This window comes from Pseudomonas sp. GB2N2, from assembly GCF_054897705.1.
Map to the genome: position 1 here is coordinate 2,202,837 of NZ_CM142701.1, position 25,911 is coordinate 2,228,747.

Here is a 25,911-nt window from a genome sequence, read left to right on the forward strand (position 1 = left end):
CCCGTACGCGGCCCTAACCTCGAGGCTGGTCTAACCATAACGATAAAAAACGGAGACGCCATGCCTCGTTTCACTTTGAGCCCTCGTGGCCTGCTGGCCTGCCTGATCACGGCATGCCTGACGCAACCGGTTTACGCCGCCGATGAACCGGCCAACGCCAGCTCCGTCACTGCCACGAACAATGCTGCGGTCCTGCAACACCTGCCTTTCAGCGACCGCACGGATTTCGAGTCGGTCACCCGTGGCCTGATCGCGCCGTTCAAAAGTCAGGTGAAGGACATGGCCGGCAAGGTCATCTGGGACTTGCCGGCTTACGAGTTCCTTGCCAAGGATCAGGCGCCGGCCTCGGTCAACCCGAGCCTGTGGCGCCTGGCCCAACTCAGCGCCCACGCCGGATTGTTTGAAGTCAGCCCGAAGATCTACCAGGTGCGCGGCCTCGACGTGGCGAACATGACCATCATTGAAGGCGACGACGGGTTGATCATCATCGACCCGCTGACCATGGCCGAAACCGCCAAGGCTGCCCTGGCGCTGTACTACCAGAATCGTCCGCAAAAACCGGTGGTGGCGGTGATCTACAGCCACACCCACGTCGACCACTTTGGTGGCGTACGCGGGGTGATCGATGAGGCTGACGTCAAGGCCGGCAAGGTTAAAGTGTTTGCGCCATCCGGGTTCATGGAACACGTGATGAGCGAGAACGTTTACGCCGGCAACGCCATGAGCCGCCGCGCGCAGTACCAGTTCGGCAGCCTGCTGCCCCGTGGCGAGAAAGGCCAGGTGGATTCGGGTATGGGCAAGAGCCTGCCCACCGGCGGCACCATCACGCTGATCGAGCCGACGGACTTGATCAGCAAGGAATTGGAGACCCGCACCATTGCCGGTATCGAGGTGGAATTCCAGCTCACGCCGGGCACGGAAGCGCCGTCGGAAATGAACCTCTACCTGCCACAGTTTCACGCGTTGTGCATGGCCGAGAACGCCACGCAGATGATGCACAACATCCTCACTCCGCGCGGCGCGCAAGTGCGTGACGCCAAGGCCTGGGCGCAATACCTCGACAGCAGCCTGGCGCGCTACGGCGACAAGAGCGACGTGCTGTTTGCCCAGCACAACTGGCCGACCTGGGGCGGCGAGCGGATTCGCACCTTCCTTGCCGATCAGCGCGACATGTACGCGTTTCTCAACGACCGCACGCTGCACCTGCTGAACCAGGGCCTGACGCCGATGGAAATCGCCGAGAACATGCAGAAGCTGCCCGGCGACCTCGATCAAAAGTGGTACACCCGTGGTTATTACGGTTCGCTGAGTTTCAATTCCCGGGCGGTGTACCAGCGCTACATGGGTTTTTACGACGGCAACCCGGCCAACCTCAATCCGCTGCCGCCGGTGGACACCGCCAAACGCACCGTCGAGGCCATGGGTGGCGGCGCGGCGGTGATCGAAAAAATGCGTGCAGCGATGGCCAGGGGTGAATACCGCTGGGCGGCGCAGTTGGGTAATCAATTGCTGTTTGCCGAGCCAGATAACGCGCCGGGTCGCAGCGCCCAGGCTGAAGCGCTGGAGCAATTGGGTTATCAAAGCGAGAACGCGACCTGGCGCAACATGTACCTGACCGGGGCGATGGAACTGCGCAACGGCGTGCCGCAGCATGCGGGCAGTTCGGTGTCGGTGGACATGGTGCGCGCGATGACGCCGGACATGTTCTTCGATTACCTGGCGATCCGCCTCGACAGCGACAAGGCCGTGGGTCATGACCTCACGTTAAACTGGACGTTCGAAGACCAGAACAAGGACTACAACCTGACCCTGCGCAACGGCGTGCTGACCCACCGCAGCGGACTCAATCCAGTGGCGGATGCCAGTGTGAGTTTGAGCAAGGCGACACTGGATCAGATCAGTTTGAAGCAATTGGATTTCCCGACGGCGATGCAGAAGGGGTTGATCAAGTTGCAGGGGAACGGCAAGAAGTTTGGGGAGTTGCTGGGGAATCTGGACAGTTTCAGTCCGCAGTTCAATATCGTTACGCCCTGAGACCGTAGTGCACCCTTCGAGAGCAAGCAGGCTTGCTCGCGAAGGTGTCAGTTGGAGCTATGCAGAAATTATTTCAACCACAGGCATCTGCCACTTCTGCTCAATCACCTCCCGCCCTGGACCATACAGGCGCAACACCAGCGTAAACGCCCCACTCGTCGGCGTCGGCAGCCAGTTGCTCTGCTCTCGCGGCGCCGCAGGCTGCATCACCAGCGTCACCCCTCCCTGCGCATCCAGCTGCAAATGATCGCGACTGCTCAGGCAGTAACGGTCAATCGGATTGGCCACCAGTTGCCGGTCCGGCAAATCGTAAAGCGTCAACGACCAGAACGCCTTCGCCGGCGGTAATTGCCCCGGCGCAAAGCGCAGTTGATACCGACGCCCGCCCTGCAACGGCTGGCCCTGGTTGTCCAGACGGCTGCCCGTGTAAAACGCTTCTTCGACACTGTTGCCATAGATGCCGACCGCCGCCGCAACCGCGCGATTGAGGTAGTTGCCATTCAGCACCTCGCGCGTGCCGAACAGGCCCAGCGTATTGCGCACTTTCAGGCAGCTGGCTTGCAGTTGCGCCTGGGCATCCTGGATTCCGGCGATTAATGCCTGGCGCGTGTCCGTCGGCAAGGTGGCAGAGTCGAAGCCCTGGCCAGGCACGATGCCGATTTGCGCATATCGTGCACGCAACGCCACTTCGGACGGATGAGTCGGACACAAGGTGAGGATCTGGTTCAGCATCGCAATGAAATCCAGTCCCAGACCGGTCTTGCTGTCCCACGCCGACCACCCCAATGCAGGCGCCGCAACAGGCGCGGAATCACCCGTGTATTCATGCAGGCCGCGCAAACGGTATTGCTGCTGCAAGGCACTTACGGCCGGCAAGTCGTCGGCGTTTTTCAGTCCGGTGCGCCCGAGCACCATGACGATCGCCGTTTCACTGCGCAGCACCGCTTTGATCCCGGCCGGCGTCGGTCCTTGCCAGTCGGGACCGGCAATCAGGTAATCCCCCGCTTCGCGACCGGTGCTGAGCACGCCGACGTACGCGAAATTGTGCGTGTACTGGTCGACCAACTGGTGCACGTAGTAACGGTCATCGCCCACCGCCGGCACGCTCAATATTTGCGGTTCGCTGCGCAGGTCGAGCCAGGCCCAGGAATACGGTGTGTCGTTGTTTGGCGTGACGATTTCGCGATTTTTCGGGGTGTAGAGTTCGCTGTAGTGACGGAAGCGATTGAAGCCGCCGACGTACTCAGGCGCGTCGGGTTTGAGCACCTGTTTTTCCAGGGTCTGGTAATGCATGAGCATCGGGTAGGCGTAGATCCATGCCTCTCGAGCAACCGCTCGTACGTCGTCGGATTCCGCCGATAATAACCAACGTGGCAGCATCAGACTGCCTCCCAATACACCCAAACTGCCCAATACCCGTCGACGACTGAAAATCAGCTTCATCGTTCTACCCTCGCGATCACGGGCAACTGATAAGCGCCCTTCAGCGCCTCGGTTTTGGGCAGGTACAAACGCAGCAGCAAATTGAATGGACCTTGCGGCGTCGGCAGCCAATTGCTTTGCTGTGCGGTGGCCGGCGCGTCGGTTTGCAGGATCAGGGTCAAACCGCCGTCAGCGTCATAATTCAGACCCGGGCTGCGATCCCCCAGTGCGTAACGCTGGATCGGATTGGCGGCGAGCAATTGGGTCTTGCCGTCATACAGGGTCAACGACCAGAAAGCGTTCACCGGCGGCAGGTGCCCGGCGGGAAAATGCAGGCGATAGGCGTGGGTGCCGTCCAGCGTTTGCCCTTCAGCGTCATGCAAGGCCATCGGGTACAAGGCTTCCACCGGATCGTTGGCGTAGATGTAACGCCAGGCTACCGCCGCGCGGGTCAGGTCATCGTCGCCGAATTTGCCGACATTGCCCGGTGAGCGGAACCAGCCCTGCTGTTCTACCGAGAGCTGGCTTGATGCCGTGCGCACCTGATCGCGACCGGCTTCGGCGCCTTGGGCGATGGTCTCGATCAATGCTGCCGGCGGCTCGAACGCCTTGCCGGGTGTAACGCCAATAGCGGCGTAGCGCTCCAGTTTCAAGCGCTCGTGCGGCGTCCATTCATGCAACGGCGCCAAAGCATTGAAGCAGCTGAACAGCGCCTGCGCCGGCCCTTGCTTGGTGTCCTGATACGCCGGTAATTGCAGCGGTGACAACGCCTCGGGCGCGGGGCCACCGATCACTTTGGACAGCGGTTGCAAAACGTAGCCGGTCAGCACGTTTGCGGCGTCTTTTTGATCGGCTTCACCCTTGACCTCGGTACGTCCGAGCAGAAAGACCAGGCGACTTGGCGAGCGAATCAGCGCGCTGAACCCCTTGGGCAATTCGCCCTGCCAGTCCGGTCCGGCAATCAGGTAACGTCCCGCCTGATTACCCGTGGCGCGAGTGCCGATGTAATCGAGGTTATCGGTGCGCATGTCCACCAGCTGAAAGCTGTAGTAGCGCCCCTGGACTGCCGGCACATCCAGCACCACGGGCTCGCTGCGCAAATCGAGCAGGGCCCGCGAATAGAAAGTGTCGTTATTTGGCGACACCACTTTGTTGTCCTGCGGGCCGAGCAAGCGCGGATCGCTGTAGAGCCGGTTGAACGGCAACTTCGCGGCGATGGCGGTGAGCACTTTGTCATGCTCGACGGTCGCGTAGGCGAAGACATAAGCCTCTTGAGCCAAAGCCTTTGCCTGGGATTGATCGAGGGTTGCAGCGTCAACAGTGCCCAGGCTTGCGCCCAGGGCCAGTGCGGAAATCCAGTAGCGCATGGCAGGTCTCCTGGCAGAAAAAACATCAGCCCACACGGGTCTCCTTGTGGGAGCGGGCTTGCTCGCGAAAGCGGTGCGTCGGTCAACGATAATGTTGAATATGACTACCTCTTCACGAGCAAGCCCGCTCCCACATGGACGTGTGGTGATGATGCGTTCGGTTACTTGGCCCAGCGGCGCAGGTCCGATGGCGTGTAGTCGTCCGTCTTGGCCGCGAAGCCGACCCGCATCGGTTGCGTCTCTTCGTTGGTCAGGCCACCGGCGTAGTAGCGGCCGGAAATCAGGTCATAGGACGTTTCCAGCACGTTGTAAGTGAAGCCGTGGTCGTACTGCTGAATCGCATGCAGTTCACCACTGCGCCACAGTTCACCGCGACTGTCGTACTGGTCCGCCTGAGCAATCTGCCAACTGTCCTCGTCCACGTAAAAGCGGCGTTTGGCGTAAATGTGCCGGGCGTTGGGCTTGAGGGTCGCTTCCACCACCCACACCCGATGTTTCTCGTAACGCGCCAGGTCCTGATTGATGTGATTGGGTTTGATCACTTCGTCGTACTTCAGCCCGTGACTGCCGATCTTGTAGCTGTTGTAGGGAATGAACAGCTCCTGTTTTCCGATCAGCTTCCAGTCGAAACGGTCCGGCGCGCCGTTATAGCCGTCGATGTTGTCGGCGGTAATCAGGCCGTTGCTGTAACGGGCACTGTTGTCGTACGCGATCATCGGCGCGCGGCGAACCCGACGCTGGCCCGGCAGGTATTGCCACGCCGAACGCGGCTCGGAGACCTGGTCAATCGGCTCATGCACCAGCACCGCTTCACCGGACAGACGCGCCGGTTCCAGCACCCGGCTCTTGAACATGAACAGGATGTTGGAGCCCGGTTCCAGCCCGCCCACGGTGTCGGCAAAGTTGATCAGCGACTGGTTGCGCACATAACTGGTCGCACCGTTTTCACGGACCAGCGCCGAGCTGCTGATGCGTTCGTAACTGCCGCCGCGATAACGGGTCATGTGGTTCCACATCACCTCCAGACCTTCGGTGGGCAGTGGAAACGGAATGCCCCGCGCGTAGTCATGCAAGCCGTTGCCGCCATCGGCCATGCTGGTTTTGGCGACGTTGTCACGGCTTTGCGCCAACACGTCCTTGGGCAGACTGGCGCTACGATGCGTTGGGTAAATGTTCATCTTGTAGCTGTCGGGAAACCGTTTGAACAACGCGACCTGACCGGGGCTGAGAAACTTCTGATACTGCGCCACGTTCTTCGAATCGATGGTGAACAGCGGTTTATCCGCCGCATACGGGTCGCTGTAACTGCCCTTGCTGTCGACGGTGCCGGCATTGCTCGCCAGGCCACCGGACCAGGCCGGAATACTGCCATCGGCATTGGCGGCCATTTCCGAACCCATCGGCGTCAGGGTTTTGCCGAGGGCGGCCGAATCGGTGCCTTTGGCCTGGGCCAGGCCGACGGTGCAGGCCAGCGCCAGCACGCACAATTGCATACGCATAGAGGTTCTCCTTAGAAATCTGCCTTGAAGCTGACGGAGGCGAAATCGCGGTCGTCGAGGGTGCTGTAGTCGTTGGAACCGAAGAACGCGTTGTAGGCCAGTTCCACGCTGTAATCGTTGAAGTAGGTGCCGGTCAGGCTTACGCCGAGTGCTTGCTGGCCTTCCTGGAACGGACCTTGCGGATCGTAGGAATAACCGGAGACGTCATGCCGCCAGTTGACCGCCGGGATCAGGTTGATACCGGGCAGCACGTCGCTGTACTCCAGGCTCGCGCGCAAGCGATAGCCCCACGACCAGTCGGTGGCGAAGCCCTTGTCGGTGCAGTACTGATTGGTGACGCCGGACGCCACGGTGTTGCAGGCAGTGCCATTGCGCGGCGCGCTACGCCCAAACGCGGCATTGCGACCCAGGCGCTCGTCGCCGATGTCTTCGATGTGCACGGCACCGGCCTCGCCGAACAGGCTCAGGCGAGTGGCGCCCAGCACGTTATCGATCGCCTGTGTCGCCGAGCCGGTCATTTGCCAGACGCCCTTGCGCTCCCAACCGTCAAAACGGTTACCGCGATTGATGTTGAACCCTGCTGGCAACTGCACCCAGGAACTGCCAGGCGCCCCGGTAATCACCGCAACGTTGATGTCCGGCGCGTTGATCGCCACTGGCATGTTCGGCCGATAGCTCAACTCACCCGCCAGGGAAATCCCGCTGTTCGGTTCGACGCCATTGAGGCTGATGCCGTACAGACGAATATTTTCCGGGAACGCCGCCGCGTAACTCGGCGCCTGCACTCGTCCGGGGAACGTGCCACGCACGCTGGTGTTTTTAGCGTCGAGGGTGAAATACGGCAGCCGCGAGTGATAGTTGATGAAGTAGACCGCCGCTTCGGCATCGTTCAGCGCCGGGATCAGCTGGCGCAAAGCAAAGCCGAACTGGCCGTTGTCAGACGGCGATTCGTTACCCCGGGACGTGGCGTACAACCCGGCGGCCTGCATCTGTTGATCGGTCTGCACCTGGCCGAGATACAACGGCCCGCAACCTTTCTGAATTGCATCGCTGCTGGCGAAGAAAGTGCCGCAACCGTCGAGCACGCTGGGGCGCCAGTTGTATTGGTAGAAGCCTTCGAGGTTGGTGGTGTCCGACAGCCCGAAGCTGAAGGAAACCATCTCCACCGGCAACTGGCCTTCCTTGATTTCCACGCCGGGGCGGTTGAACGCCGAGACGTCCAGCGGGTTGATCACGTTGATGCCATTCTGGATCAACAGTGACTCGCCCCAGGACAACACTTGGTTGCCCACCTTCACCGTCAACGGGTGCTCCGCCACCTGGAAATCTTTCCAGACATAGGCGTCGAGCATCTGGAAGCCCTTGAACTTCGACAGGTCGTCCCAGCCTGAATCGTCGAAATCCTTGAAGCGGCCATCGCGGGTTTCGTAGGCGTGGTCGTACCAGTATTTGAAGCGGATGAACGCGCCCTGGCCCTGGCCATCGAGACTGAAATCGGTGAGGCCCTTGAAGTTCTGCGAGATGGGGTCGCCCTTTTCGAAGTTCAGCCGATTGTCGTCGGCGCTGACGCTGGTGCCGTTGGCCCTCACGCCTTGCGCTTGCAGGGCGTTGGCCCGGGTCATCAGGCTTTTGTCAGGGTTTTGCGTCGACCAGCTGCTGCCCAGCGTCAGGGTGGTTTTGGTCGACAGGCTCCAGTCTTCGTTGATGTCGATACTGGTGGCGTAACTGGGTGTGGTCAGGACAGCAAGAATCGCCAGCGCAAGGGGTTGCGGGCGGGAATGGCCAAGCCGGTGAAGTCGCGGACGGACTTCGGCTGTGGCCGAGCTATTTCTTATCATTATTAGGCTCCGGTCAGGATTACTCAGCGCCGACACGGTGACTTATGTTCGGAAGGGACACGCAAGCGATGGGTGACAAAAAATGATCATCTGACCCTACGACCCCAACCCCAACCCCAACCCCAACCCCAACCGAAACTGCTTCGGCGTAATCCCGAATTGCTTTCGAAACGCCCGGATAAAATTGCTCGGCTGCCGATACCCGAGCCGCTGCGCAATCCGTTCAATCGGCTGATCCCCTGCCGTCAACCAATGCCGCGCCATGTCCAGACTGTCGCTGCGCACGTGTTGCCCCACCTCGATCTGCCAATGCCGAAGCATGCTCTGGTGCAAATACGCATTGGCCCCCAGCAACGGTTCATCAAGACTTGCCAGCGGCAATGTCAGGCGAGGATGCGCGCCCTCTTCGACCGTGATACCAACATCGCGCAACCAGTGGCCGGCGGCTTGTTGCGACGTCAGGGTCACGCTGACAAACACCTCCCTCGGTGCTCGCCCGACCCGTCGCGCGATATTGCGGACCAGGCTTAACGTCGCCGCGTCCAGCCCGAAAAAGTGCGGCGGTTGGTGGGCCGCTTTCAGGTGGAGTCGAGCCTGTCCGTCGCCCTCGTCCAACTCCGCCACGACGTAATTGGTCACCCGCGGCAGGTACTCGATGAAGCACGCCAGGCTCGCGCGCAATGTAGCAGCGGAATCCAGCAGGATGTTCAAACCTTGCAGGCACGTGGTCGCCATGCCGTTGACCAGTTCACAACCAAAGGTGGCCCCGGCACCGGCACTTTCGCATTCGCTCCACAGTTGTTCGACCAAGTGCGCAGGAACATGCTGCCCCTGGCCATCCAGCCACGACAGGCTGATGCCTGCGCGCTGTAATAGCTGGTCCTGACACAGGCCCGACTGTTGCGCATGGCTGAGAATGGTGCGGGTGAAAGCGCTGGAAGCGAACGGTTGAATGGACATGGCAGGCTACGGCGAAGAGTCAGGGTTGTACTTATGCCAGTCCATGTGATATCGATCAAATGCATTAAAAGTATCAACGGAATGCAGGAGACGCATGATGGATTTACGCCAGCTTCGCCACTTGGTGGCTTTGGCCGATTACCGCAGCTTCGGCCGTGCCGCCGAGGCGATCAATCTCAGCCAACCGGCGTTCAGTCGCAGCATCCAGACCCTCGAACGGGATCTCGATTGCGCGCTGGTGGAACGCAGCAGCCGCGAATTCCGCCTCACGGGACAAGGTGAACTGGTGCTGCAGCATGCCAGGCGCTTGCTCGCCGGCAGTCAGGCGCTGCACAACGAACTGACCCAGTACAACGGCCTTACCGGCGGCGAGTTGCATTTCGGCAGCGGCCCTTACCCCGCGCAACTCTTGGTGCCGCAAGCGTTGGCGGAATTTATCCAGGCACACCCGGCGATTCGCACCCGTTTTCATTTGGGTGACTGGGAACAACTGGCGCTGTGGTTGCGGGAACAACAAATCGAATTCCTGGTGGCGGACGCACGTTACTTCACCGGCGATCCGCAGTATCAGGTGCAACTGCTGCGGTCGCGACGTGGGCGGTTCTTCTGCCGCATCGACCATCCGTTGGCGACGCGGGAAAAACTGCCCTTGCGCGCCCTGCTCGACTACGCCGTGGTCGGCACACGAATTCCGCCCATGATCCGCAAGATCCTCGCCGACGTGCAAGGTGAGCCGGACTTCAACCCGAGTGTCGAATGCGCGCAATTTGACGCGATCCGCCGCGTGGTGATGCGTTCCGATGCGGTCGGTATTGCGACCATGGAAGCCCTCGCTGAAATGGCCGAACAAGGAATGATCCAACTGTTGGACTTCGTCGACGTGCCTCGCGACGATCCCGGTTTGCAACTGCATTACGGCATCGTCAGCCGCGCCGGTTACTCGCTGACACCGGCAGCGCTGGCGATGGTCGATGCGATTCTGGCGGTGGATCAGCGATTGCTCGCGACCACCTAGGCCCACACGAATTACGCGCGGCGGGCGAAGGTTTGCAGCGCACGCGGCTCACCCAAGGCACGCAACAGGCAATGCATCGCTTCCTCGCGACTGCGTTCGAAGCGGTAACGGGACTCGATGTAAAGCGCCAGTTTCAACTCCACCGGTTCGTCCAGCGGGATCGGCACTTGCTGCAAACCCAGCACGACGGCGACCCGGCTCGGCAGGCTCATGCCGAACGGCTGTCGATCGGCAATCAGCTTCGCTGCGAGCGTGCTTTGCGTATTGACCGCCAGTGTCCGGCGCAGGCCTTTCAGACCGAGGTGCAAATCCACCGGGCTGAGCCCGTCGCGACGGCTTGAAATCTGAATCTGCGGTTGCTCCAGATACGCTTGCAGGGTTCGCGGCGGTTCCTTGAGCGCTGCGCCATAAGCGAACACGTAATGATCGGCGGGCAACACCTGTTTGTGCAGACCGGCGAGACCAGCCAAAGGCTGGTCAAGGTCGACCAGGATGTCCAGTTTTCCGCTCGCCAGTTCCTGCAAGGCGTCTCGACGACGCGGCTGGAAGTAGCGCACTTGCCAGTCGGCGTGCGGCGCTTCGAGCAGGGCATCCAGCAGCACCGGTTGCAGGCAGTCCAGGCAACTGATGCGCAGCAACGGATTGTTCTGGCGGGCAGCCGGAATCATCCGCAAGCCGTCGCGCAACGACTCCAGCGCCACGCGCACATAATCTGCCAGACGATGCGCCACCAGCGTCGGCGTCACGCCCAGACGGCTTTTGATGAACAATGGATCACCGCACAAATCGCGCAGGCGGCGCAGTGCGTTGCTCATCGCCGGTTGGGACAGGCACATTACTTCAGCGGCACGGGTAACGCTGCGCTGCTGGTAAATGGCATCGAAGGCGAGCAGCAGGTTCAGATCGAGCTGGCGTAAATCAAGCATGGTCTTGCTCCGGCAAATCGCTTAACGTCGCGCAGCCTAACCAGTGTCCAGAGACAAGCTGTGAGCCCTACATGACAAAAAGCGATCAGCCATCCCCCAACGCGTTTTATGCGCCGACTCTGCTGCCGGCCATCGAAGAGTTACTGGCCCGAGGCGTTGCCAGGGAAACCCTCGAAGCGCTATTCCGGCGCAGCCTGTTCGAGTTGCGCGCGCCGTTCATGCGGATTCCGCTGTTTCTGTCGCGACGCTTCTGGGTGTTTGCGCTGGAGCAGACCGGTGACCCTTTGATCGGGCTGGCAGCCGGTCGGCGCTTCGTCTCGACCGCCACCAACGGCCTGACTTACCTGTTCGACGTGGCGGCCTCGCTGGAAAGTGCCTGCGCCTATTTCGAGCGCTTCTTCCCGTTCTTCAACGGGCATTTCCAGGCCCTCATCGTGCACGACGGCCAAGGCGTCGAATTGCGCCTGCTCGACCATGGCAGCCTGAAAGCCAGCGCACCGATTGCCGATTACATCCTTATCAGCCTGTGCAGCATGCTGCGTCGCAAGTTTCTCGCCAGCGGGCTGGAGCGTGATCCGATCCTCGGGGTCAGCCTGTCCCGGGCGTGCACGCCCGATCCCGAGACACATGCACAAGCGTTCCGTGCGCCGGTGCAATGGGCGCAGCCGCACCACGCGATTCGCCTCGACCCGCAGCTTTTTGTGGCGGCGCTGACTCCCGGCAACCATGAGCTTGAGCAAACGTTGGTCGAACTGCTGGAACAGACCCGGCGCAACAGCGAACCGACGTTGCTGGAACAAGTCAGCGATCATCTGATCGCCGATCTCGCCAATGCCCACTGGCAGCAGTTCTGCGCCAGCCAGCACTTGCTCGAACGCACCGCAGCCCGGCGCTTGAAGGCGCTGGGCTGGAGTTTTTCCGAATTGCTGGACGAGTATCGCCGCAGCAAGGCCGAGGATCTGTTGCAGGCCGCAGAACTGGAGTTGGTGCAGATTTCGGATCAATTGGGCTACAGCGACGTACAGAGCTTCAACCGCGCCTGCCTGCGCTGGTTCGGATGCGCACCGGGGGTGTATCGGATGCGGTGGGGGTTGGGCTGACTGATCTTTGGAGAATTGATAAAGGAATTTTAACCATGACCACATTCGACATGGCTGCATTGCTGGACAGTGACGAAGCGATCAGCGAATACCTTTCGCAAGTGCTGGCAGACGGCGATAACGACGAATTTCTTCGGGCCATCGGTCATGTCGTTAAAGCGCGTGGCATGGCACAGATCAATGATCGATCCCATGCTCCGCGTGGGAATGCAGCCAGGTACGCTCCGCGTCCCAAGATCGGAAGCTGAGCGTCCAGTGAGGCGTTACCACGCAGAGCGTGGGAACGATCATCTGCGTGTCGGCCGGCAACCCCAACCTGCGGCAGCTATAGTTAATGGCCTTGGGGAATTCCGGAAAACCGATTCGCGGGTGCTGCCATGAAAAACATCGATCTGACGCTGTCATTCCTTCTCTGCCTGACCGCCGCTACTGCCGCTACTGCCGCTCACGCGAACGACACCCTGACGCCGCCGTCCGAGTACAGCAGCGAGTTCAACTATTACGGCGACAACCAGCCGTTTGCCCACCCGGTTCCGCCTACCCTGAGCACCGTGCCGCCGGGTTCGTACATCCCCACGGCGCCGCAGGATTTCATCCCGATTTCCAGCGAGCACGTGTTTTCCGATTCACGCTTGCCCACGGTCGCGGACGCCACCGTGCGCGTGTTCATCCGTTCTTACGATGAAGCGCGCGGTGTCTACGTCAATGAAGAAGTCGTCGACCCAAGCTGCCTGCTGGCCTGCCTCACTCGCCAGGGCCAGGCCACGCCCGTCTACCACTGACGTTTGTCCGGGCGCGCGAGGCCGAGTTTTTCGATGCGATAACGCAGCATGTCGCGGCTCAAACCCAGCAGACGCGCGGACTTGGTGACGTTCCAGTCAGTCTTGTCGAGCATCTTGCGCACCATGTCGCGCTCCACTTCCGGGAGGTTCATCGACTCGCTGCCGTTGTACATCGGGCGCGGCTCACTGTGATGATTATGATGATGGTGGGGCATCTCGGGCATCACCATCGGTTCATCTACCAGGCTCTGGCAGACGTTCAACTGATAAGCGGCGATGGTGTCGGTCTGGGCCAGCAGCACGGTTTGTTCGAGCATGTTGCGTAATTCGCGGACATTGCCCGGCCATGTATAGCTGAGCATCAACTCTTCGGCCTGATCACTGAAATGCAGGTTCGGTTTGCCGTAGCGTTTGCCGTGGATGGCGAGGAAGTGCCGGGCCAGCAACAGAATGTCTTCGCCACGGGCATACAGGCGCGGCACCTTGATCGAGATGATGCGCAAACGAAAGAACAGGTCGCGGCGGAATTTGCCCTGCTGAACCATTTGTTCGAGGTTGCAGTTGGTCGCGCTGATCACCCGCAGATCGACCTTGCGCTCCTTCACCGAACCGACCCGGCGAATCGTCCGGTCTTCCAGCAGCTTCAGCAGTTTGGCTTGCAGAAGCAGGTCCATTTCCCCGACTTCATCGAGAAACAATGTACCGCCATCCGCTGCTTCCACCAGACCGACGCGGCGGTCCTTGGCATCGGTGAACGCGCCCTTCTCGTGGCCGAACAGTTCCGACTCGACTAGATTTGAAGGAATCGATGCGCAGTTGAATTCAATGAACGGGCCCTTGCTGCGCGGGCCGTCAAAATGCAGCGCGCGGGCCACCAGTTCCTTGCCGGTGCCGGTTTCGCCTTCCACCAGCACTGGCGGCAGATCGGTATTGGCCATGCGGCGCTCGGCATCAAGCAATTGCGCAATGGTGCCCTTGAGATAAAGCATCGGTGCCGATGAGCCGATCAATGCCTGAACCCCCGACTTCTGCGCCTCGCGCTCCTGATAAAACGACAGTGTGCGTTCCATTCGGTCAGTGGCCAGCGCCTTGTCCAGCAACAGCTTGAGCTCTGGCAGCGCCACCGGTTTGGTGACGTAATGGAATGCGCCTTCCTTCATCGCTACCACGGCGTCTTCGACATTGCCGTAGCCGGTCATCATGATCACTTTCAGATCCGGCGCGCTGATGCGCAGCTTCTGGATCAGGTCGTGACCGCTCATGCCCGGCAGCGAGTTGTCGGTCAGCACCACGTCAGGCGCGAACGTGCTCAATTGTTCAAGCGCCTCTTCCGCCGAATGGCAGACAGTCACCTCGAAGCCTTTGCGCTCAAGGTAGGTCTGGATGTTCTCGGCGAGCAGTTCGTCATCCTCGACCAGCAGAATGCTGTGCTCCATATTCCCCTCCCGTTGCCACTTTAAAATTAAGACTGACGCGGGTTCCTTCCTGCTCTCGACTGGTCAGTTCGACCGAGCCCTCAAAGCGTTCCATTATTCGTTTGACCAGGGCCAGGCCAACGCCCAACCCGCCTTGTTTGGTGGTGAAAAACGGCTTGAAGACCATTTGCTGCTGCTGTGGGGTCATGCCCTTGCCGGTGTCGCTCAAGGTCATGCGCACCTGTCCGGGTTGCGGCGCCTCGATGTCGATGCTCAGCACGCCACCCTTGGGCATGGCCTCCAGCGCGTTGGCGAACAGGCTATTGAGAATTTGCGTCAGCAGCACCTGTTGGGTGAGCACCGGTGGCCAGGTTTGCGGGGTGAAGCGCACTTCAACGCCGCAACGCTTGATCAACGCGTCGAAGGCACTCAGGGTGTCGTCGATGGCCAGCACCAGGTCCACGGTTTCATAGTCGTCATTCATCGGCCGCAACGACACCAGCAACTCGCGAACCCAGCGCGACATGCGATCAACCTGATTGATGATGTCGCCGATGTTCTTCTGCGCGCCGTGGCTGGCGATGTCCTGGGCCAGCTCGGCGCTGGAACGAATGTTCGCCAGCGGGTTGCGCAAGCTGTGGGCCACCGCCGAGGACATTTCTCCGAGGGCGACGAACGTTTCGTTGGCAACCAGCTGCTTCTGCTGACTTTCCAGCAGCTTGGCCGCACGCCGCACAATCCAGAACAACCCCAGGTAAATGACCGCACCGCCAAGCACGGTCGCCAGCCAGATAGCCTTGAAGCCGCGCTGGATACGTTCCACCAAATCCGCCGGCTCCTTGTAGATCTCGACCATGGCAATGACTTTGCTTTTGTCGGCGTTGAACATCGGGATGTAATTCTCGATGAACAGGTATTCAGGCTCGCGGAGCAGGCGCTGTTCGGGACGTTCCTCATCGATCTCGTGATAGCTGGTGGACACCAGCTCTTTCATTTCGAAGGATTCGTCCAGCTCATCATCGTCCTCGATACGCACGCCGATCAGTTCCGGGTTGGTCGACCAGACCACGGTGCGGTCCTGGGCATACACCGTGGCCAGCAGCAGATCCGGCAGATGCTCCACATGATCGAGAAACTCGATCCGCGAAGCAGCACGTGCGCCGGGATTCACGTCGGGATAGGCGTTGTCCTGACGCGGATCGAGCATTTCGCCCATGGTTCTGTTCGGAGAAATCGTCGCGTGGCGTATTTCGGCGGCGCCGATGGCCTGAATGAATTGCGCGGTCAGCATGGAGTCGCGCTCGATGCTCTCCTCGACCACGAAACGCGTGGAAATGTAACCCAGTACCATCGCGACGCCGGCGATGATCAGAAAACTGCCGAGGGAAAACCAGCGCAGCAGATTGAATTGGCACCGCCAGCACGTACCTTCTCCCGCCGGCGTGTTCGACGGCGCAGGTACTTTATGTTGTTCGAGTATCTGCATGGGTGTGTCCCGGGTACTGGCATGGAGCTTTTTCAGTAGGGGTTTCGGATCAGTGTAGGTGGCATTGGTCGAGCACGGTGGCTCAATGACTGTCATCAGCCGCTAAGGCGCCTGCGCCGCTTGCAACGGTTGCTGACGATCGGTTTCTTCCTGCAAAAAATCGATGATGGACTGCGCGGATTTTTCGTCCAGACGCAGGTTGGGCATCGGCACTTTGTCAAAGCGTTGAAACAGTTCCACGGCAATCGGGTCCTTCTCGGCCAGCAGGCGATCCGGTTCGCGGATCCAGCGATTAAGCCACGCCGGGGCGCGCTGTCGAGTGACGCCGATCAAGTCCGGGCCGATGCTGCGCATGCCGATGCCCTGTCCGTCCAGCGGTCCAAGGCTGTGGCACGAAGCACAACGGGTGCGGAACAATTCTTCGCCGTTGCTCGGCGGGCGGATCTCGGGTGCATTGGCATAATTTTCTTCAACACTGGGCTGCTTCCAGTTCTGCAAGGTGTTGGCCAGTTGATCGGCGAGTATCCACGGGTTTTCGAACGGAGAGGCTTTCATCCAGCGCCCCGTACTCTGATTGCCGACGATCAGGCTCAGGTTGTGGTCCTTGCTGCGCCCGTTATCGACGCCCTCGATGAACAACCCGAGCTTTTTGCGCAGGTCGGTGACGGCCTCGAATGTCCCGGTGAGGAATTTCCAGCCCGGGCCGACCTTGAACCGTTGCGAATAGGCCTTGAGCACTTCGGGTGTATCACTCAAGGGATCAATGCTGATCGAGTAGAAAAAGATGTCCTGGCCGACCCTGTCGCCGAGCAGTTTTTGCACCTGACGCAGGCGCGCGGTTTCCAGCGGACAAGAGTCGCTGCACGAGGTGAAAATGAAGTTGATCACCACCACTTTGTCTTTGATCAGGTCATCGAAAAAATGCACCTGCCGACCGTCCTGATCGGTCAGCAGGGTATTGGGGAAATAATCGCTGCCCCAGGGTGTCGCCGACTCCGTCGGCGCCACTGCATTTTCAAGAACGCCTTCATGGGCGAGCAGCACCTGACTGGCCAGCAGGAACGTCACCAGTACCAGAATCAGGTGCATACCCAGGGCGCGGGAGCGCGGCGTATGCACTGGCGTGTCGGCTCCCCGGCGGATCATTTTTTCACCGTCACTTGCGGGCCGTAGCCATCGCCATTGCGGAAGGTTGGCAGCGCGGCGGAGTTGACGTAACGCACGCCATCCCAACTTGGCAGCGGTGTCGGCATCAACTGGAATTGCCCGGGTTTCTCAATGTCCCAGCGCAGCAGCATGGAGTTGTCCTCATGCTGAGTGTTATGACAGTGTTCCATATAGGTCCCGGCAAATTCGCGGAAGTTGATCGCCATCTCGACGCTGTCCAGGCCGTCGTTTTCAGAGCCGATGCGGTACACGTCCTTGCGTGCCCATTTTTCCCATTCCGGTGGTGCCTTGCCGCCACGGCTGAGGATGATGCCCTCCTCGAAGTGCACATGCACCGGGTGGCTCCAGCCCTTGCCGCCCAGCTTGATGTTCCACACTTCCAGGGTGCCGAAGCCATTGGTGCCGGCATCGGTCGGGCCGCTCTTCAACTGGGTGGCCGCGTTCAGCCGCCGAGGGTCCATGTGGAAGCCGAAGCCGCCATCGGTCTTGACGGTCCACGGTGCTTCATCGGTGCCGTCGGAACGACCGAAGATGAAGCTGCGGTGCCGGGCCTGAGACAGCAGGACTTTGTCGGCCGCATTGTCGCGGTGAATCTTCAGCGGGATCATCACCAGGCCTTCAGCCTTGCCCGGTTTGGCCGGCTCGTACAGCGCCGGGTCCATGGCCAAGTCCTGACCGGTGTAGGCCTTGACGTTGAGTTGCAACACTTTGCCCACCGCCGGATCACCTTTGTCCCACTGCGGTCCCTTGCTCGATTGCTTGATCACCGCCAGGTATTTCTCGGAGAGCACGTCGGCGAGGGCGATCGGTTCTTTCGGACCTTTGCCGTCATCATGGGCCAGCAGGTTGACCAAGAAAATCTTGTCCCCTGGCTTGATGCCGTTCCTGGCGAAGTTGACGATGATGTCGAAGCGTTCGGCAATGCCCTGTGTCGGCAAGATAGCGTTGTGGTTCTGTTTATCGCCGTCGGCGTCGAGGTCCATGGTGCCGTCGAAGGGCACGCTGTGTTCCATGATGTTGCCGTCGTTGGCAATCATGTGGAACGGCACGCGGGCATACGACAGACCCGAGCCTTTGGGGCCCTGGAACTCGCCACTGGTGCCCTTGATTTCACGCACCAGCGCCCATTTGTAGTAACGCGACACCGAACCGTTGAGCATGCGGAACCGATAGCTGCGGGCCCGGACGTCCAGCGTCGGTTTCCACTGCCAGTTGACCATTACCTGGTCACCGAGGAAGCCGTCGGTGTTGAAGGGGTTGAACCACAGCTGACCATTCGCATCCCAGGCTTTGTCCGCGAACACCAGGTTGACGTCGTAGTCGCGGTTGCCCCACGGCAAGCCGCTGCCGCTGGGGAAACGCAGGTTGACGCCGTCGTTTACCGACTCGTTGCCGCGGTCCAGGGCGCTGTAGTAATTCATCATCGCCGCGTTGCCCTTGTAGACGTTCTGCGCGGTGAAATCGAGCATGTGGTCGTGGAACCAGTGGGTGCTCATGGTTTCGCGCCAGTCGCCACGGATCTTGATCGTGCCGTTTTCGCAGGTCTTGCGACTCGGGCTCAGGTCGTTGGTCCACAGGGATTCGCCCGGCGCGCAAGGGAACGCCGCGCGCGGATCATGGGCGTCGGTGTTGATGCTGTCGTAGCCGGCCAGCTGGATCGGCCAGCGATAGTCGTAATACTGCCCCGGGAAGAAAAACGCGTTGGCATAGCCATCGCTTTCCGCCGGCGCGTGACCGTTGTGCTCATGGGTGGTGATGGTGTGCAGGCCGAAGCCCATGTTGGCCGCCGGGTCGATCGGCAAGCCGTTGTAATGGCGCATCAGCACTGGCTGACCGTAGCGCACCATCAACAATTTGGGCGGCAGGGTGCCGTCGAAGGTCCACACCGAGTTGTGGTTCTGCACCGGCATGTTCGGGTGGAACCGCGGATCGACGCCTTTGGAGGTGCCATCCGTTACCGGTACACCGGCGACGTTGTGATAGAGACCTCCGGGGCCGAATTCCCCCACGGCGTAATGGTGCATTTGCACACTGTCGCGCACCCCGCCGTTGATCCGCGCACCGGTCTGCACGGTCTTGTAGGCGTTTTGCGGGTAGAACTCGTTCCAGCGCTGATGCGACCAGCCCTTTCCTGGCGGACGACCTTCGGCAGACGAACCGATATGGCGGTTGAGGAAGTACTCGATCTGCGCCTGCCACGGATTGCGATCCACCACGTTGGAAAACTGACTGGGGAACGGGGTCAGCCCCGGTTGGCGCAAAAAAGTATCGAGCGCTACGCCCGGTGGCGCACTGCGGGCCGCGTTATTGGGGTCTTGCGCCGGCAGCGGGCCAATGGCGGCCGGTGGAAACGGCAACAGCGCGGCCGGGGTGGTGGGGTCGAGTTTTTCCGGGCCGAACTCTTCAAACAACGTCAGTTGCTGAGTGAACGGCAGCGCGCCAAACAGCGGGCTGGGTTTGCCGTTGGTGGGGTAATTGAAACTGGTCTGTGCCGCCGGCGGCAGGATGTTTTCCTTGCGCGTGGTGTCGCGACTGCCTTTGACGCCATCCGGCAAATCGAAGGAGTCCTGGTTGGCCTCGGGCAGGGTCAAAATGGCGTTCAAAGCGGTCGCTTCGTCAGCCGGTTCGTCGTAATAGGCCGAAGGGTCGGACGGTTCGGGCTGTCGTTCGTCATCGATCGGGCTGGCACGCAGGCTCGCGGTGCTCAGCATCATTGTCAGAAGGACGCTCAGCGGTGTCAGCAGGCCAAGCCATTTGAAGGGGTACCGCGATTTTCTGTCCATCACCAGCCGCCTCGAAGTCGTGAAGGGGGTGATGGAGGTTTTGCAAGGAGCTCGCCAGATTTGTAACAGCTTTATACGAAAGTATTAATCACCCATAAAACAATGGCTTATCAACATCAATGTGCCATGACCCAAAAAACGAATGGGGAATGACACCCACCACCGGGGAAAGTTCATCCCCGCTTCCAGGGAACCCGCTTGAACGACAGACGAACACGAGTGCCCTCACCTTCGCGGCTTTCCAGGCTCACGGCACCGCCGCACCGCTCCATGATCCGCTTGACCAGCACCAGCCCGACGCCGAGCCCGCCTTGCTTGGTGGTGAAAAACGGGCGGAAGGCCATGCTGCGTTGTTCGTCGTTCATGCCCTTGCCGGTGTCGCTGATCAGCGCACTGACGCCCCGGGAATCGGTCGCCTCCAGGGTGATGGTCAGCGTGCCGCCCTTGTCCATGGCTTCGAGCGCATTCGCCAGCAGACTGTTGAGTATCTGCGACAGCTGCATCTGCTGGCTCAGGACCATCGGTGTTTCCTTCGGCGCAAACACCACGTCGACCCCGGCCTTGGCGATCTGCTGCTCGAACGCCATGACGCTGTCGTGCAGCGCCGCCACCAGATTCACCGGTTCCGGTTCGTCATGCAGCGGGCGCAGGGATTGCAGCAACTCCCTGACCCACTTCGACATGCGATCAACCTGGCCAATGATGTCGTTGATGTTTTTGTGTGCCGGGCCGGGATCGAATTCCAGCGCCAGTTCCGCGCTGGAACGGATGGTCGCCAACGGATTACGCAAGCTGTGGGCCACCGCCGACGACATCTCGCCCAGGGCGACAAAGGTTTCGTTGGTGATCAGTTGTTGTTGTTGTGCCGCCAGCAGAATCGCCGCCCGCCGTACAATCCAGTACAACCCCAGGTAGATCAGGCCGCCACCCAGTGCGGTGGCCATCCAGATCAGCACCAGGCCGCGCTCCATGCGGTCGATCAGGTCCCTGGGTTCTTTGTAGATCTCGACCATCGCCGTGACGTTCTGGCCATCGGCATCGAACAGCGGAATGTAGTTTTCAATGAAGATGTATTCCGGCGGCGTGACGAATTTCTGTTCCATGCGGGTTTTATCGACGTCGTGATAACTGGCCGAAACCGGCGTCCTGGAGGAAAACGCCTGATCCAGGTCTTCGTCGGCATGGATTGTCGTGCCCATCAACGCCGGGTTGGTCGACCAGATCACCATGCGGTCGGGGGCGTAGATGTTGGCCAGGATCACGTCCGGCAAATGTTCGATATGGTCGAGAAACTCGCCTCGGGCATTGGCCCGGGCCAGCGGGTCGACGTCGGGGAAATGGCGGTCCTGGCGCGGATCGAGCAGTTCGCCCATGGTCCGCACATTGGGGATCGATACGTGGCGCACCTCGGCCGAGGCAATCGCCTGAATGAACTGCGAGGTCAGCAGCGCATCGCGCTGCACGCTCTCGGTAATCACGAATCGCGTGGACACCGCGCCCAGCGCTACTGCCACTGTGCCAATCACCGCCATGCTGATGAGCGAAAACCAGCGCAGCAGATTGAACGGCTGCTTACGCGCGCTCAAATGGATATCGCGCTCCCCGGCCTGGAGTGTTTGCGTTGGCATGTTCATGGGCTACTTCTCGGCGATTCCCCCATTGGTTATAGCCCACTCACGGCGGTTTGCCCGCCCTTGGGTCCCTCCACTTGTTTCACCAGCACCGTCACTTTTTAGCAGCAGGCTTCGCCAGCGGCTACAGGTTTGCAGTTATCCCCACCTACCCCCAATGCTGGGGACAGTGGCCCGTATGTCCGTCGCGCATGCAACCGTCGCGCAAGTTTGAAAAGCCTTGACTACGCGCCTCTCGCGCCGTTTTCAAACGATTGGTATGGAAGTTGCCGATGCCTCTTCAACTGACCCATCCCCCCGGGGCAGGTCTCTGATAGAGGGAATACTCATGCACCCTTTACTGTCCAAAACCGCGATCGCCCTGATCGTGTCCGCTTTGGCCCAAGGCGTTTCACACGCAGCGCTGTATGCCGTGGATTCCGGCCCCTATGTGCCAGCCAACGGGAATTTCGCTTCCTGGTACCAGGACACCCACGGTCGGACCGTCGACCTGTGCCTGTCAAAGGCTGTCAGCTCCAGGGTCGCCGGTGTACCCGGCGCGCCGGCCTACATGTGCCTGCTGAATCCGTCGCCCGGCATTTTTGACGACACCAAGCCTGTGGCTTTCCCGGACAACTTTCCCGATGAAGCGTTCTGGTTCACCGGCGACGGCGCCATCGTCGACGTGGCACGGGGCATCGACCTGACCTACGTCAGCGCCCTTGAAGCCGCCTTCAGCGGAGGTGATCCCAAGGAAGGCGACCAGATCAGTTTCGCCCGTATCCGTATTCGCGTGGACGTACCCACCGCGGGCACCTATGTCATCACCCACCCCTACGGCGTCGATGTATTCAACATCGACACCCCCGGGCGCAAGGCGATCAACATGACCCGTGACATCGGTATCGGCTCGCCGAAAACCTACGATGGCGCGCTCAAAGGTGATGTCGGCCCCTTCTTGCGCAGCGTCAACGGCCCTTACACCGAGACCAACCCGGCCACCGGTTCCGCCGACAAATTCGTCGGCGATCCGAACCTGGATGAGGCCTTCACCGGCAGCCCTTTCAACACCAACTACATCCGCATTGAAGGCCCGAACGGGCTGGACTTGCGCACCACCGTGATGGCCATTTCCGGCAAGTTGTCGACGCTGGCGCGCCCCACTCCGATCATTGCCGAGCGCAGCACCTATTCGCGTAAGGCCGGCAGCAGCGCCCCGGTGGCCCAGCAGGACGTATTCGTCATGGCCCCGCCGCCACCGGCCACCGTTAGCCTGGACAGCAACAGCCCGGTGCTGAAACTGACCGAGGCTGACACCACCGGCCACTGGTACGCCCAGTCACCCACCAACCCGACGTTGCCGAGCAACCTGCTGGTGACGGCCGACAACCATTTGGCCATCCCAAGCAGCACGCCGACCACCGTGTCCATGCCGTTGACCGACCTGGTGGTGATTTCACGGGCCGAGTACAGCCTCAGTAGCGGGCAAATCACGGTCGTGGCATCGACCAGCGATGAAACTTCGCCACCGGTACTCACCGTCACCTCCGGCACGGGTGTCGCCATCGGCGCCCTCAGCGGCAACGGTGCAGAGAAAACTCTGTCGACCGGCATCTCGCCGATTCCACCGGCCAAGGTTCGGGTGACGTCCTCCAATGGCGGCACCGATACCGAAGAAGTGGTCATCGTGCAATGAACGCTCTCATGCCCAGATCCGCATCAGGAGGCATCATGAACAAGTGGCCACGCTTCGCGCTCAACGCGCTCGGGCTGACTCTCTCGCTGTCCGGCAGTGCGTTCGCGCAACTCGCTGCTGTCGATACCGGCCCCTACACCTTCGCCACGGGGAAATTCCCCACGTGGTATCAGGACAGCGGTTTGCTGTCGCTGGAGCTGTGCCAGTCGCGGGCTACCAGCTCGCGGTCACCTGGTGCTCCTGGCGCGCCCGCCTACATGTGCATCCTCAATCCGGAGCCTGGCGTGTTCGACGACACCCAGCCGATGGTGTTCCCGGATAACTGGCCGCCGGAAGCGTTCTGGTTCCTCGCCGATACCAGCATCACCGATGTCGGCGGCTATGGCGTGGATGCCTACGTGGCCGGGGTCGAAGCGGCGTTCACTGGGGGAAACCCTGTCGACGGCGATCAGGCCAGCTTCGCGCGGATTCGCCTGCGGGTGAACATTCCTGTCGCGGGGACCTACACCATCACCCACCCGTTTGGCGTAGAAACGGTCAACGTCACCACGCCGGGCCGTCGGGCGATCAACATCACCCGCGACATCGGCATCGGCGCACCGGGCAACTTCGCCGGTGCACTCAACGGGGACGTCGGGCCATTCCTGCGCAGCGTGAACGGGCCGTACACCGAAGTGAATCCGGACACCGGCTCCATCGAGACATTCGTGGGCGATCCCAACCTTACGGAAGCGGTCACCGGCAGCCCATTCAATAACAACTTCCTGCGTGTCCAGGGTCCGGCCGGGACCATCCAGACCACCCTCTTCACCCTGTCCGGCAAAGTCCTCGACAACCGCGCACAAACACCCGTGGAAATCGGTCGCGCTACTTACCGCCGCACCTCCTCAGGCACGGGTACCAGCAGCACCCGCGTTGAGGTCTTTGGCAAATCGACCAACGGTTCAAGTGTGTGCTTTCGCGAGACCGTGCCCCTGGTTCCCGGACCACCGCAGTCGCCCTGCCTGGTCAACATGCTCGGCGACAACACCGGCCAATTTTTCGGCCATCGTCTGACCGGTGCCACCGTGCCTTCGGTGATCGTGGTGACCGCAACTGACCCAAGCGGTACTAAACGGCCAACAGCGGTGTCGAGCAAAGTGACCGACATCGTGAAAATCCAGACCGCACGCTACAACTGGAGCAATCACAGCCTGCTGATAGAAGCCACTTCGTCTGACGAAGTAGTGGTACCGGACATGGTCGCCCAAGGCTACGGGCGCCTGACGAAAACCGGTACATTGCAGCGCCTGACCGTTGCCGATCTGACGCAGCCACCGGCGAGTGTCACGATCAAATCCGCCGCTGGCGGCAACGACACCGAACTGGTGGTGGTAGCCGGGACGGCACCGGACACCGGTGAAAACCAGGCGCCCATCGCCCGGGCCGACACCGGCAGCACCAGCTTCGGCGTGCCGATCACCCTCAGCCTGCTGACCAACGACAGCGACCCGGATGGCAACACGCCGCTGAGCATCACGGCGCTGATCCAACCGGCCACCGGCCAGGGCACTGTGGCGTTGAGCGGCACGACTGCGGTCACCTACACACCGCCCGCCGTGGTCAATGCACCGCTGACCACCACCTTCACGTACAAGGCGCAAGACATCAAAGGCCTGGCCTCGGCCACTCCGGCCACCGTGACGATTACCGTGGCGCCTAACCAGCCACCGGTGGCGGTCGCCGACAGCGTCGCGACCCTGGGCGTGGCGATACCGATCAGTGTGCTGACCAACGACACCGATCCGGAAGGCAACGTACCGCTCGCGGTCGCCAGCTTCACTCAACCGCCGGCCACTCGCGGCACCGTCAGCAGCAACGGCACGGTGATCACCTACACCCCACCGGCCACGGTGACCACGGCGTTCACCACGACCTTCACCTACTTCGTCAAGGACAGCTTCGGCGCCGTGTCGGTGTCACCGGCGACGGTCACCGTGCAGGTCTCGCCCAAGCCAGCGGCTGAAGTCTTCACGGTGACCACGGCCACGGTCTCGGCGCGCTCGAACAACCGTTTCACCTGGGACTTCGCGGGCACCTCATCGGTGACCACCGGCAACACCATCACCATCCAGGTGTCGACCCCGACCGGGTTGCAACTCCTGGGCACCACCACGGTGCCGGTGACCGGTCGCTGGCGGCTGACGGTGAACAACATCACCACGGTGATTCCGTCGGCGAACCCGACCGCCACCATCACCTCGTCCCAAGGCACCACGCGTTCGGTGTCGGTGATCTCCAACTGAGCCCTCGCCCCATCAATCTCCGGGTTGATGGGGCGGGTCTCTACCAAAAGGACCACAGCATGAAAACGTCGACCGCCGCCCTGCTCTGCCTGCTCCTGCTCTGCGGCAGTGCGGGGGTGCGCGCCGATGATTTGATGGACAACGACGACCTGGCCCCCGGCGCCGACCTCGGCGAGTTGCCACCGCCGATTGGCCAGCACGCGCTGATCAACCAGAACGGCCAGGCCAACGTGGCGCTGCTGCAACAGAACGGTCAGTCGTTGCTCGGCACCATCGTCCAGTCGGGCAGCAATCAGGAAGCCTACATCCTGCAGCAAGGCAGCGACCTGATGGCGTTGATCAATCAGCAAGGTTCCGGCAACTCCGCCTCGATAACGCAGGCCGGCAGCCAGAACCGCGCGCAGATTTCCCAGAACGGCAATAACAACGACGCCAGCATCGACCAGGCGGGTACGGGGCTGTCCAGCGCCGTGTCGCAGTCGGGGAACGGCATGAGCGTTTCGGTCAAACAATATCGCTAAAGCAC

18 protein-coding genes and 1 pseudogene are annotated in these 25,911 nt (G+C 60.9%); 8 read left to right on the forward strand and 11 right to left on the reverse strand.

Translation table 11 applies throughout. The annotated features are described in order from the left end of the window. Nucleotides 1-60: 60 nt before the first annotated feature. Nucleotides 61-2,034, forward strand: a complete 1,974-nt coding sequence (locus ACYZT4_RS10015; RefSeq protein WP_461987385.1) for an alkyl/aryl-sulfatase — start codon at nt 61-63, stop codon at nt 2,032-2,034. A gap of 57 nt (nt 2,035-2,091) precedes the next feature. Here the strand turns inward: ACYZT4_RS10015 and ACYZT4_RS10020 are convergent, their stop codons facing one another. The 5 genes from ACYZT4_RS10020 to ACYZT4_RS10040 all read right to left on the reverse strand — a co-directional run bounded on the left by ACYZT4_RS10020 (nt 2,092) and on the right by ACYZT4_RS10040 (nt 9,120). Beyond that, nucleotides 2,092-3,477: a DUF1254 domain-containing protein gene (locus ACYZT4_RS10020; RefSeq protein ID WP_461987386.1), complete on the reverse strand. Its 1,386-nt coding sequence runs from the start codon at nt 3,475-3,477 to the stop codon at nt 2,092-2,094. Continuing rightward, nucleotides 3,474-4,823 (reverse strand): DUF1254 domain-containing protein, encoded by a 1,350-nt coding sequence (locus ACYZT4_RS10025; protein ID WP_461987388.1) that lies wholly within the window; start codon nt 4,821-4,823, stop codon nt 3,474-3,476. Before ACYZT4_RS10025 ends, ACYZT4_RS10020 begins: the two co-directional genes overlap by 4 nt. Nucleotides 4,824-4,984: 161 nt before the next feature. Then, nucleotides 4,985-6,322: a DUF1329 domain-containing protein gene (locus ACYZT4_RS10030; protein WP_461987390.1), complete on the reverse strand. Its 1,338-nt coding sequence runs from the start codon at nt 6,320-6,322 to the stop codon at nt 4,985-4,987. Nucleotides 6,323-6,333: 11 nt separating this feature from the next. Then, entirely contained in the window at nt 6,334-8,160 is a 1,827-nt protein-coding gene (locus tag ACYZT4_RS10035; protein WP_461987392.1) for a DUF1302 domain-containing protein, read from the reverse strand. Between the two features lie 96 nt (nt 8,161-8,256). Next, nucleotides 8,257-9,120, reverse strand: a complete 864-nt coding sequence (locus ACYZT4_RS10040; protein ID WP_461987393.1) for a helix-turn-helix transcriptional regulator — start codon at nt 9,118-9,120, stop codon at nt 8,257-8,259. A gap of 94 nt (nt 9,121-9,214) precedes the next feature. On the opposite strand from ACYZT4_RS10040, the gene ACYZT4_RS10045 reads away from it, so the two are divergent. Continuing rightward, complete coding sequence (locus ACYZT4_RS10045; RefSeq protein ID WP_461987395.1) at nt 9,215-10,135, forward strand: LysR family transcriptional regulator; 921 nt, start codon at nt 9,215-9,217, stop codon at nt 10,133-10,135. A gap of 11 nt (nt 10,136-10,146) precedes the next feature. On the opposite strand, the gene ACYZT4_RS10050 is transcribed toward ACYZT4_RS10045, so the two are convergent. Then, a complete protein-coding gene (locus ACYZT4_RS10050; protein WP_461987397.1) occupies nt 10,147-11,061 on the reverse strand; it encodes a LysR family transcriptional regulator in 915 nt (304 codons plus the stop codon). Nucleotides 11,062-11,132: 71 nt separating this feature from the next. On the opposite strand from ACYZT4_RS10050, the gene ACYZT4_RS10055 reads away from it, so the two are divergent. The 3 genes and pseudogenes from ACYZT4_RS10055 (at nt 11,133) to ACYZT4_RS10065 (ending at nt 12,943) form a co-directional block, all read left to right on the forward strand. After that, nucleotides 11,133-12,161 (forward strand): AraC family transcriptional regulator ligand-binding domain-containing protein, encoded by a 1,029-nt coding sequence (locus ACYZT4_RS10055; RefSeq protein WP_461987398.1) that lies wholly within the window; start codon nt 11,133-11,135, stop codon nt 12,159-12,161. A gap of 35 nt (nt 12,162-12,196) precedes the next feature. Then, nucleotides 12,197-12,397: pseudogene (locus ACYZT4_RS10060) on the forward strand (helix-turn-helix domain-containing transcriptional regulator); the annotation flags it as partial. A gap of 141 nt (nt 12,398-12,538) precedes the next feature. Next, the gene (locus ACYZT4_RS10065) at nt 12,539-12,943 is read left to right on the forward strand and encodes a hypothetical protein (RefSeq protein ID WP_461987400.1); all 405 of its coding nucleotides are present in this window, start codon (nt 12,539-12,541) and stop codon (nt 12,941-12,943) included. Here the strand turns inward: ACYZT4_RS10065 and ACYZT4_RS10070 are convergent. The 5 genes from ACYZT4_RS10070 to ACYZT4_RS10090 all read right to left on the reverse strand — a co-directional run bounded on the left by ACYZT4_RS10070 (nt 12,934) and on the right by ACYZT4_RS10090 (nt 21,428). Next, a complete protein-coding gene (locus ACYZT4_RS10070) occupies nt 12,934-14,379 on the reverse strand; it encodes a sigma-54-dependent transcriptional regulator (RefSeq protein ID WP_461987401.1) in 1,446 nt (481 codons plus the stop codon). The two genes, ACYZT4_RS10065 and ACYZT4_RS10070, sit on opposite strands and share 10 nt — an antisense overlap. Beyond that, a complete protein-coding gene (locus ACYZT4_RS10075; RefSeq protein WP_461987403.1) occupies nt 14,348-15,844 on the reverse strand; it encodes a sensor histidine kinase in 1,497 nt (498 codons plus the stop codon). The genes ACYZT4_RS10070 and ACYZT4_RS10075 overlap by 32 nt, the downstream gene beginning before the upstream one ends. A gap of 102 nt (nt 15,845-15,946) precedes the next feature. Further along, nucleotides 15,947-16,990, reverse strand: a complete 1,044-nt coding sequence (locus ACYZT4_RS10080) for an SCO family protein (RefSeq protein ID WP_461987405.1) — start codon at nt 16,988-16,990, stop codon at nt 15,947-15,949. Continuing rightward, nucleotides 16,987-19,794, reverse strand: a complete 2,808-nt coding sequence (locus ACYZT4_RS10085) for a multicopper oxidase domain-containing protein (RefSeq protein WP_461987407.1) — start codon at nt 19,792-19,794, stop codon at nt 16,987-16,989. Before ACYZT4_RS10085 ends, ACYZT4_RS10080 begins: the two co-directional genes overlap by 4 nt. Nucleotides 19,795-19,967: 173 nt before the next feature. Further along, nucleotides 19,968-21,428, reverse strand: a complete 1,461-nt coding sequence (locus ACYZT4_RS10090) for a sensor histidine kinase (protein ID WP_461987408.1) — start codon at nt 21,426-21,428, stop codon at nt 19,968-19,970. Between the two features lie 325 nt (nt 21,429-21,753). On the opposite strand from ACYZT4_RS10090, the gene ACYZT4_RS10095 reads away from it, so the two are divergent. The 3 genes from ACYZT4_RS10095 to ACYZT4_RS10105 are packed head-to-tail and all read left to right on the forward strand — an operon-like array spanning nt 21,754 to nt 25,906. Further along, on the forward strand, nt 21,754-23,100 hold the full coding sequence (locus tag ACYZT4_RS10095) for a hypothetical protein (protein ID WP_461987410.1): 1,347 nt from the start codon (nt 21,754-21,756) through the stop codon (nt 23,098-23,100). Nucleotides 23,101-23,135: 35 nt separating this feature from the next. After that, entirely contained in the window at nt 23,136-25,385 is a 2,250-nt protein-coding gene (locus ACYZT4_RS10100; RefSeq protein WP_461987412.1) for an Ig-like domain-containing protein, read from the forward strand. A 59-nt stretch (nt 25,386-25,444) separates the two neighbouring features. Further along, nucleotides 25,445-25,906, forward strand: a complete 462-nt coding sequence (locus ACYZT4_RS10105; protein WP_461987413.1) for a curlin — start codon at nt 25,445-25,447, stop codon at nt 25,904-25,906. Nucleotides 25,907-25,911 lie beyond the last annotated feature (5 nt).

Coding starts and splice junctions, on each gene's coding strand:
- ACYZT4_RS10050 (WP_461987397.1), bottom strand. CDS start 11,061: ATGCTTGATTTACGCCAGCTCGATCTGAACCTGCTGCTCGCCTTCGAT.
- ACYZT4_RS10020 (WP_461987386.1), bottom strand. CDS start 3,477: ATGAAGCTGATTTTCAGTCGTCGACGGGTATTGGGCAGTTTGGGTGTA.
- ACYZT4_RS10035 (WP_461987392.1), bottom strand. CDS start 8,160: ATGATAAGAAATAGCTCGGCCACAGCCGAAGTCCGTCCGCGACTTCAC.
- ACYZT4_RS10095 (WP_461987410.1), top strand. CDS start 21,754: ATGCACCCTTTACTGTCCAAAACCGCGATCGCCCTGATCGTGTCCGCT.
- ACYZT4_RS10055 (WP_461987398.1), top strand. CDS start 11,133: ATGACAAAAAGCGATCAGCCATCCCCCAACGCGTTTTATGCGCCGACT.
- ACYZT4_RS10040 (WP_461987393.1), bottom strand. CDS start 9,120: ATGTCCATTCAACCGTTCGCTTCCAGCGCTTTCACCCGCACCATTCTC.
- ACYZT4_RS10065 (WP_461987400.1), top strand. CDS start 12,539: ATGAAAAACATCGATCTGACGCTGTCATTCCTTCTCTGCCTGACCGCC.
- ACYZT4_RS10075 (WP_461987403.1), bottom strand. CDS start 15,844: ATGCAGATACTCGAACAACATAAAGTACCTGCGCCGTCGAACACGCCG.
- ACYZT4_RS10015 (WP_461987385.1), top strand. CDS start 61: ATGCCTCGTTTCACTTTGAGCCCTCGTGGCCTGCTGGCCTGCCTGATC.
- ACYZT4_RS10105 (WP_461987413.1), top strand. CDS start 25,445: ATGAAAACGTCGACCGCCGCCCTGCTCTGCCTGCTCCTGCTCTGCGGC.
- ACYZT4_RS10085 (WP_461987407.1), bottom strand. CDS start 19,794: ATGGACAGAAAATCGCGGTACCCCTTCAAATGGCTTGGCCTGCTGACA.
- ACYZT4_RS10070 (WP_461987401.1), bottom strand. CDS start 14,379: ATGGAGCACAGCATTCTGCTGGTCGAGGATGACGAACTGCTCGCCGAG.
- ACYZT4_RS10100 (WP_461987412.1), top strand. CDS start 23,136: ATGAACAAGTGGCCACGCTTCGCGCTCAACGCGCTCGGGCTGACTCTC.
- ACYZT4_RS10090 (WP_461987408.1), bottom strand. CDS start 21,428: ATGAACATGCCAACGCAAACACTCCAGGCCGGGGAGCGCGATATCCAT.
- ACYZT4_RS10080 (WP_461987405.1), bottom strand. CDS start 16,990: ATGATCCGCCGGGGAGCCGACACGCCAGTGCATACGCCGCGCTCCCGC.
- ACYZT4_RS10045 (WP_461987395.1), top strand. CDS start 9,215: ATGATGGATTTACGCCAGCTTCGCCACTTGGTGGCTTTGGCCGATTAC.
- ACYZT4_RS10030 (WP_461987390.1), bottom strand. CDS start 6,322: ATGCGTATGCAATTGTGCGTGCTGGCGCTGGCCTGCACCGTCGGCCTG.
- ACYZT4_RS10025 (WP_461987388.1), bottom strand. CDS start 4,823: ATGCGCTACTGGATTTCCGCACTGGCCCTGGGCGCAAGCCTGGGCACT.